An 8,439-nucleotide genomic window follows, 5' to 3' on the forward strand; every position below is an offset into this window, starting at 1 on the left:
AAACGCTCGGCTGGAAAACCCCAGCCGAGCGCCTGCGTGATCTACTGACGGCCACATAAGCCATCAGGTGTTGCGAGGACCCCAAGAATCCGCCAACGGGATACCGGGGCGTCATGCCGTGCCGGTCACCGCTGGAGCGCGGCCTTCATCATCTTCTGCGCGATCGGGGCCGCGAGGCCGTTGCCGCTGACCTCGGAGGCCGCCGAACCGGAGTCCTCCACGATCACGGCGACCGCGACCTCCTGACCGCTCGACCTGTCCTTGGCGTACGAGGTGAACCAGGCGTACGGGGTGTTGCTGTTGCCCACACCGTTCTCCGCCGTACCCGTCTTGCCGCCGACCTCCGCGCCGCCGATCCGGGCGTTGGTGCCGGTGCCCTGCTCCACGACGGTCACCATCGCGCTGCGCAGCTGCTTGGCGGTGGACTCGGAGACGATGCGCTTCATGTCGCCGTCGGCGAAGTCCTCCAGCGTGCCGCCCTTGGAGTCCGTCACCTTGGAGACCATGTGCGGCGCCGCCAGCTCACCGCCGTTGGCGAGGGCCGAGGAGACCATCGCCATCTGCAGCGGGGTCGCGGTGACCTCGAACTGGCCGATGCCCGACAGCGCCGTCTGCGCGTCGTCCATCTTCGCCGGGTAGACGCTCTCGTACGCCCTGACCGGCACGTCGAGGTCCTCCGTGTTGAAGCCGAACTTCTCGGCCATCGCCCGCACCTTGTCCTGGCCCAGGTCGGCGGCGACCTTGCCGAAGACGTTGTTGCACGAGTACTGGAGCGCCACGCGCAGCGTCGCGTTCTCGCAGGGTGCGGAGGCGCTCTCGTTCTTCAGCGGGGTGCTGGTGCCGGGCAGCGTGTACGGCACCGGGCTCTTGGTGGCCTCGTCGACCGAGCTGTACAGCCCGTTCTCCAGCGCGGCGGACGCCACCACCAGCTTGAACGTCGAACCGGGTGCCAGCGGCTGCCGCAGCGCACGGTTGACCATCGGCTTGTCCGGGTCCGCGAGCAGCTTCTTCCAGGTGTCGCCGTCCGTCGTCCCACTGATGTCGGACGGGTCGTAGGACGGCGAGGAGACCATCCCCAGGATCTGCCCGCTCTTCGGGTCGATCGCCACGGCCGCGCCCTTGTCGTCACCGAGGGCGTCGGACGCCGCCTTCTGCACGTCCGGGTCGATCGTGGTCAGCACACTGCCCGGGGCGGTCTTCTCGCCCGTCACCACGTTCAGCGGGTTCTTCAGCCGGTCGTCGGTGCCGTCCAGCACATGGCTGTAGATCCCTTCGAGCTGGGTGGAGCCGTAGGCCTGCGAGCTGTACCCGGTGACGGCGGCGTAGAGGTCGCCCTGCTTGTAGGTGCGCTTGTACGCGAGATCACTGCCCTTCGTCCTCTTCGATCCGGTGACCGGCGAGCCGGCCACGATGATGTCACCGAGCGGCTGCGCGTACTGCGCGATGGTGTTCCGCCGGTTGTGGTCGTCGTCTGCGAGCGCCCGTGCCTGGTACGCCTGCACCCATGTCGCCCGCCCCAGCAGGGCGAGGACCAGCAGCAGGCAGAAGACCGAGGCGCGCCTTATGGTCTTGTTCATCCCATACAGGGGACGTGCGGGGCGCGGTACGGCGTTCCCGGTTGTGCCGCTTCTCACCCATTACTCATCGTCGCGCTCACCGGCGCCGCCCCCGCCCGGCGCCGCCCCCGCCCGGCGCCGCCCCCGCCCGGCACCGCCCCCGCCCGGCGCGATGAACCCCGACTCGTAAGCGGCGATGACCGCCTGGGTACGGTCCCGGGCGCCGGTCTTCGCGAGGACGCCCGCCACATGGGTCTTCGCCGTCGCCGCGCCCACGCCCAGCCGGACGGCGATCTCCGCGTTGGTGAGACCCGCCGCCATCAGCCGCAGGACGTCCGCCTCCCGGTCGGTGAGCCGGGCCACCCAGGCGGGCGCGGCGGCGGGCCGGCCCCGCCCGTACTCGGCCGCCAGGGCCCGCACCGCGGCGGGGAAGAGCAACGAGTCGCTGCGGGCCACCAGCCGCACCGCCTGCACGAGGTCCTCGGCCGCCGCCCGCTTGAGGAGGAAGCCGGCGGCCCCGGCGCGCAGCGCCTCGTACACGTAGGCGTCGTGCTCGAAGGTGGTGACGACGACGACGCGGGGCGCGGGGTCGACCAGGGCCAGGATCCGTTCGGTGGCCCGGATGCCGTCGGTCTCCGGCATCCGCACGTCCATCAGCACCACGTCGGGGCGCAGTTCCCGCACCACCGAGACCGCCTCGGCGCCGGTCGCGGCCTCGCCCACGACCTCCAGTCCGGCCTCGGCGTCCAGGATGACCCGCAGGGCGGTGCGGACCATGCGCTCGTCGTCGGCCACGACGATCCGGACCGGCGTACTCATGGCCGCTCCCGGGCGCGCAGGGGGAGGCAGGCGGTCAGCCGCCACCGGCCCTCGTGCGGCCCGGCTCCGGCCCGGCCGCCGAGCAGTACGGCGCGCTCGTGGACGCCGCGCAGCCCTCGGCCGCCGCGGGGGCGTGCCGGGGACGGCCGTCCGGGCAGCGGGCTGTCCATGACGATCTCCAGTTCCTCCGCGCCCACGGTGATCCGCAACCGTACCGGCGCACCGCGCCCGCCGTGCCGCAGCGCGTTGCTCAGCCCCTCCTGCACGATCCGGTACGCCTCGTGCGCCACGGCCTCGGGCACCGGGCCCCGGTCGCCCTCGGCGGTGTACGCGACGGGCACCCCGCAACGTGCCAGCAGCCCGTCCAGCGCGTCGAGCCCTGGGCCGTCGGCCGGACCGCCGGTGCCGTCGGCGGCCTGCCGCAGCAGCCCGAGCACCGAGTCGAGTTCGTCGACCGTGCGCCGCGTCGTCTCCTCGATCGCGGTCAGCGCCTCGCGGACGAACTCCGGGTCGCTGTCCAGCACCCTGCGGGCGGCGCCGGCCTGGAGGGTGACGGCGCTGAGCGCGTGGCCGACGCAGTCGTGCAGTTCCCGGGCCAGCCGGTTGCGTACCGCGAGTGCGGCCGCCCGGCGCTCGGCGGCGGCCAGCCGGTCGTCCGGGGTCGGCCCCAGCAGTACCGGTGCCCGGTTCGCCAGCAGCGCCCCGGCCGCCGCCACGCAGCCCGCCATCGCCACCAGCATCGCGATCCCGGCGAGCGGCGCCAGGACCGGGAGCCACGGCCCGTCCAGCGCCTCCGGCACGTCGATCACCGGGGAGTCGCGGACGGCCGCGAAGAACGGCAGCAGCGTCACGCCCACCGCGAAGGGGGTCAGCGCCAGCGTCATGCCGCTGACGATGCCGCCGAGCGCCACGTGCAGGGTGTACCAGAGCGCCGCGCGGACCCTGGCCTGCTGGGTCCTGGCCGGCCCGTCCGCGAGCGGCCGGTCCGACGGCAGGCCGCACAGGGCGCGGGCGGCGGACGCCGACAGCGGCCGGGCGAGCGGGAAGAGCGCGGTGAGCGCGGCCATCGGCAGCGCGAAGGCGAACGCGGTCAGCTGGTCCACCGGCGAGCTGAACACATTGGCGCCCGCCCGGAACGAGCCGACGATCACCGTGCCCACCAGGAAGTACGGCATCAACAGGGCGCCGCCGATGATCAGATGGAGCCAGCGCAGCCGGGCCCGCCGCCCGAGCAGCGGCCTCACGCCCGGAGACCGGACGGCGGTCGCGCACCGGCCGCGCGCTCGGTCAGAAAGTACGCGCCCATGGCCACTACCAGCGTTCCGACCAGCATCTGCACAGCGTAGGTCAGCACCACGGCCGCGGTGGGCCGATGGGCTATGTCGTCGACGCTGCTCAGCGCGGCGAGGCCCATCCAGCCGCCCCAGCAGCCCACCGCGCCGGAGCCGCCCCAGGCCAGGGCGAGCGGTACCCGCAGCGGCAGCGCGGAGTTCCGCCGGAAGGCGAGGAGCAGGACCCCGGCGACGGCGGCGGCGGTGAACACGACGTCGACCGCGTCCACGACGTGGGAGCCGCTGTTGCTCTCCGCGATCAGGGTCTCGTTGAGCCCGGCGGTCGATCCGGCGGCCCAGAGCAGATGCATGGTGCCGGGGATCAGCGCGATCAGCGAGGCCGCGACGGCGCAGGCCCGCAGGGCGGGAGCCGTTGGGCTTGTGGGCAGATCACGCAGGGCGCCCTGCCAGAGGTGGCCCCAGCGGTCCTTCGCGTAGAGGGCGAAGAGAGTCCCCAGGGCCAGGCCCTGGACGATGAAGCCGGTGTAGACGACGGCGAAGACCCACTGGTCGAGGAAGGGCCGGGCGGATTCGGCGCTGCTGGTGATCTCGCCGCCCAGGGCCTGGACCAGCAGCTGGAGCGGATAGCCGGCCATGATGGGCAGCAGCAGACCTGTTGCCACCCACATCGGCAGAACGAGCAGCCAGGTGGTCACGCGCCGGCCCCAGGCCTGGGTGAGCAGCAGGGCGATGACCACGACCGCACCGTCCATCAGGACCGAACAGCTGTTGGCGACGATCATCGTGGTGCGGTGGTCGAGCAGCGAGCTGCCGTCGGGGATGCCGAGGTGACTGCCCGAGACCCAGGCGGCCTTGAGCACGATGTAGGGCAGGCAGGCGACGATCGCGAGGGCGCGCAGCACGGTGCGCGTCCGCGGATTTACCGGGGCGGCCGCCGGCGCGGGAGCCGCTGCGAGCGGTGTCTGTGTCATGCCGTCCACGCTCCCGCGCGGGCGGCTCGCGCACCTCATACCGGACGGTGATCCGCCTCCCCCGCGCGGGGGAGGCGGATCACCCGCCGCTCATTCGGGCAGGGTGAACAGCAGCTCGGCCGTTTCCTCGCCGCGGGCGTTCGCGTAGCCGCGGTCCTTGCCCGTCACGGTGAACCCGCACTTCTCCAGCACCCGCCGCGACCCCGCGTTGTCCGCCGCGGCGCGCGCGTACAGCGGACGCTCCGGTACGCGGACCAGCAGCGCCCGCAGCGCCGCGGTGGCCAGCCCCTGGCCCCATCGCGCCCGGTCGATCCAGTAGGTGACGTCACGGTCGTCCGGCGGTCCGTAGACCCCGGCGTTGCCGACCACCACCCCGTCGGAGAGGACGCTGCACATCACGACCGACGGGTCGGCCAGGATCCGTGCCCAGTGGGCGTCGAACGCGTGCCGGTCCGTGGGGTCCTCGCTGGTGAACGCGGCGGCGTGGACCGCCACCGGGTCGGACATCCAGTCGAAGAACAGCGGCAGATCGCCGTCCCGCACCGGGCGCAGTGTGACGTCCACGGTCAGAGCCTCCGGGTCGCGAGGGTGAGCCGGTCGCGCGCGTCGAACAGCGCGTCCTTGACGGTCTGTTCGTGCGCGGGCGTGAGCCGGGCGACCGGCACCGAGCAGCTGATCGCGTCGCGCGCCGGGGTGCGGTACGGGATCGCGACGCCGAAGCAGCGCAGTCCCAGGGTGTTCTCCTCGCGGTCCACCGCGTATCCCTGCTCGCGGATCAGGTGCAGCTCCTCGATGAGCTTCTCCCGGTCGGTCAGCGTGTGCTCGGTCAGCGCCGGCAGCGTCTCGGGCAGCATCTTGCGCACCTGCTCGTCGCTGTGGGTGGCCAGCAGGGCCTTGCCGAGCGAGGTGGAGTGCGCGGGCAGCCGGCGGCCGACCCGGGTGAAGGGGCGCAGATAGTGCTGGGACTGCCGGGTGGCGAGGTACACCACGTTCGTCCCGTCGAGACGGGCCAGGTGGATGGTCTCGGTGGTGTCGTCGGAGAGCCGGTCCAGGGTGGGGCGGGAGGCCGCGACGACCTCGTCGCCGTCGATGTACGAGGTGCCGACCAGCAGCGCCCGTACGCCGATCCCGTAGCGCGTCCCGGTCGCGTCCGTCTCCACCCAGCCCAGCTCGACCAGGGTCCGCAGCAGCATGTAGAGGCTGGACTTGGGATATCCGACGGCCTCCTGCACCGCCGCGAGCGAGTGCATGCCAGGCCGCCCGGCGAAGTACTCCAGCAGCTCCACCGTCCGCACCGCGGACTTGACCTGTGCCCCACCAGACTCGGCAACCGACATCGCCCTACGCCCCTTCCAGCCCACTCTACGAAACCTGCCCACTTATGAACCTGCCCGCGCACGGAACCCGCCCGCTTACGGAACCCGCGACTTCTTGCCAACACCGAACGCCCGGAAATAGAGTCGCTTCATATTCACGATCAGGAACTTTGTTCAGAATACCGAACAACTTCCGATGTGTGGCAGTGGAGCGGAAGGAAAAAACGGTGGCAGCAGCACCAGTCTGGAGCGTCGACCCCCGCACCGGGAACCCGCGTGAGCAGGTTGCGGTGGAGGCTACAGCGGAGGAGGTCGACCGGGCGGTCCGGGCTGCCCACGCCGTCCGCGCCTCGCTCGCCGACCGCACCGTGCGCGCCGCGTTCCTGCGCGCCGCGGCCGACCTGCTCGCCGAGGCCGGGGAACACGTCATCGAGGCCGCCGACGCCGAGACCGCGCTCGGCCCGGCCAGGCTCACCGGCGAACTCGCCCGCACCGCGGCCCAGTTGAGAGCGTTCGCCGAGGTCGTGGACGAGGGCGCGTTCCTCGACATCCACATCGACCACGAGGACGCCACCCGCACCCCGCCCTGGCCCGACCTGCGCCGCTACAAGATCCCGCTCGGCGTCGTCGCCGTCTACGCGGCGAGCAACTTCCCGCTCGCGTTCTCCGTACCCGGCGGCGACACCGCCAGCGCGCTGGCGGCCGGCTGCCCGGTCGTCGTCAAGGCCCACCCCGACCACCCGGCGACCTCCGAACTCTGCGCCTCCGTACTGCGCAGGGCCGCAGCCCAGGTGGGACTGCCCGAGGACGTCGTCACCGTCGTGCACGGCTTCGAAGCCGGCGTCGAACTGGTCAAGCACCCCCTCGTCAGCGCTGCCGGCTTCACCGGCTCGGTGCGCGGCGGCCGCGCCCTCTTCGACGCGGCGGCGGCCAGGCCCGCCCCCATTCCCTTCCACGGCGAGCTCGGCTCCCTCAACCCCGTCGTCGTCACCGAGGCCGCCGCCGCCGAGCGCGGCGAGCAGATCGGCGCCGGGCTCGCGGGCTCGATGACCATGGGCGCGGGCCAGTTCTGCACCAAGCCCGGATTCGTCCTCGCCCCCGCGGGCGAGACCGGCGACCGGCTCCTGAAGTCCCTCACCGAGGCCGTCAGCGACACCGAGGCGGGCGTCCTGCTCGACCACCGGATGCGCGATGCCTTCCTCGCCGGAGTGCGCGAGCGCGCCGGACTCCCGGACGTGCAGGCCCCGGTCACCCCGGGCGCGGGCAGCGAGCACACCGTCGCGGCCGGCTTCCTGACCGTACCGGCGGCCCTGCTCACCACAGAGGGCCCGCACGACGCGCTCCTGGAGGAGTGCTTCGGCCCGGTCACCGTCGTGGCCTGCTACACCACCCAGGACGAGGTCACCGCGGTCCTGGCCCGGCTTCCCGGCAACCTCACCGCCACCCTCCAGATCGCCACGGAGCAGGCCGACGACAGCGCCGCCGGACTCCTGGCCGCGCTCACCCCGCTGGCCGGCCGCGTCCTGGTCAACGGCTGGCCGACCGGCGTCGCCGTCGCCCCCGCCCAGCACCACGGCGGCCCCTACCCGGCCACCACCTCCACCTCCACCTCGGTCGGCGCCACCGCGATCGAGCGCTGGCTGCGCCCGGTCAGCTACCAGACCACCCCCGAGGTCCTGCTCCCGCCGGAGCTCCGCGAGGACAACCCGCTGGGCCTGCCCCGCCGGGTGGACGGGCGGCGCGCATGACCCTGCGACTCCCCGAACTCCCCTTCGGCCTCGAACCGTCCGGCCCCGCCACCGGGTGGAGCTACGAGGACGGCACCCTGACCGCCCGCGCGGGCGCCCGGCAGGACCGCTTCGTCCCGCCGGCCGGCGCCGCCGTCGACCCCGCGAGCGACGCGCCCCGGCTCCTGGGCACCGCCCCGGAGGGCGACTTCCAGCTGATCGCCCGGGTACGGGTCGGCTTCGCCGCCCCCTTCGACGCGGGCGTCCTCTACCTCCACGTCGGCGACCGCGAGTGGGCCAAGCTCTGTCTGGAGCTGTCCCCGGACCGCCCCACCATCTGCACGGTCGTCACCCGCGGCCACTCCGACGACGTCAACTCCGCCGTCGTGGAGGGCGACACCCACTGGCTGCGCCTGAGCCGTACCGGCAAGGCCTTCGCCTGCCACGCCTCCGCCGACGGCGAGAAGTGGACCTTCGTCCGCGTCTTCGCCCTGGGCACCCCGGAGCAGGCGGCCGCCGCGTCCATCGGCTTCCTGGTCCAGTCACCCACGGGCGACGGCTGCGAGGCCGCCTTCGACCGGATCACGTTCCGCCCGACGGGGCTCGTGGACCTGCGCGACGGGAGCTGACCGGACCGCACACCGCGATGCCCCGCCTCCCGGACGGCGGATTCTTGGGGTCCTCGCAACACCTGATGGCTTATGTGGCCGTCAGTAGATCACGCAGGCGCTCGGCTGGGGTTTTCCAGCCGAGCGTTT

8 protein-coding genes are annotated in these 8,439 nt (G+C 72.9%); 2 read left to right on the forward strand and 6 right to left on the reverse strand.

What is annotated here, in order from left to right; translation table 11 throughout:
- Positions 1 to 125: 125 nt before the first annotated feature.
- The 6 genes from ACGFU6_RS39105 to ACGFU6_RS39130 form a co-directional block, all read right to left on the reverse strand.
- Positions 126 to 1,577, reverse strand: coding sequence for a peptidoglycan D,D-transpeptidase FtsI family protein (locus ACGFU6_RS39105; RefSeq protein ID WP_393617371.1), 1,452 nt, complete (start codon positions 1,575 to 1,577; stop codon positions 126 to 128).
- Between the two features lie 60 nt (positions 1,578 to 1,637).
- A complete protein-coding gene (locus tag ACGFU6_RS39110; RefSeq protein ID WP_393617373.1) occupies positions 1,638 to 2,375 on the reverse strand; it encodes a response regulator in 738 nt (245 codons plus the stop codon).
- Positions 2,372 to 3,619 (reverse strand): sensor histidine kinase, encoded by a 1,248-nt coding sequence (locus ACGFU6_RS39115; RefSeq protein ID WP_393617375.1) that lies wholly within the window; start codon positions 3,617 to 3,619, stop codon positions 2,372 to 2,374. Before ACGFU6_RS39115 ends, ACGFU6_RS39110 begins: the two co-directional genes overlap by 4 nt.
- Positions 3,616 to 4,638: a hypothetical protein gene (locus ACGFU6_RS39120; protein WP_393617377.1), complete on the reverse strand. Its 1,023-nt coding sequence runs from the start codon at positions 4,636 to 4,638 to the stop codon at positions 3,616 to 3,618. The genes ACGFU6_RS39115 and ACGFU6_RS39120 overlap by 4 nt, the downstream gene beginning before the upstream one ends.
- 90 nt (positions 4,639 to 4,728) lie before the next feature.
- On the reverse strand, positions 4,729 to 5,202 hold the full coding sequence (locus ACGFU6_RS39125; RefSeq protein ID WP_393617379.1) for a GNAT family N-acetyltransferase: 474 nt from the start codon (positions 5,200 to 5,202) through the stop codon (positions 4,729 to 4,731).
- A 2-nt stretch (positions 5,203 to 5,204) separates the two neighbouring features.
- The gene (locus ACGFU6_RS39130) at positions 5,205 to 5,975 is read right to left on the reverse strand and encodes an IclR family transcriptional regulator (protein WP_393617381.1); all 771 of its coding nucleotides are present in this window, start codon (positions 5,973 to 5,975) and stop codon (positions 5,205 to 5,207) included.
- Positions 5,976 to 6,181: 206 nt separating this feature from the next.
- On the opposite strand from ACGFU6_RS39130, the gene ACGFU6_RS39135 reads away from it, so the two are divergent.
- Positions 6,182 to 7,702 (forward strand): aldehyde dehydrogenase (NADP(+)), encoded by a 1,521-nt coding sequence (locus ACGFU6_RS39135; RefSeq protein ID WP_393617382.1) that lies wholly within the window; start codon positions 6,182 to 6,184, stop codon positions 7,700 to 7,702.
- Entirely contained in the window at positions 7,699 to 8,310 is a 612-nt protein-coding gene (locus tag ACGFU6_RS39140) for a DUF1349 domain-containing protein (RefSeq protein WP_393617384.1), read from the forward strand. The genes ACGFU6_RS39135 and ACGFU6_RS39140 overlap by 4 nt, the downstream gene beginning before the upstream one ends.
- The last annotated feature ends 129 nt before the right edge of the window (positions 8,311 to 8,439 follow it).

This window comes from Streptomyces sp. NPDC048462, from assembly GCF_043200175.1.
Lineage (GTDB): Bacteria > Actinomycetota > Actinomycetes > Streptomycetales > Streptomycetaceae > Streptomyces.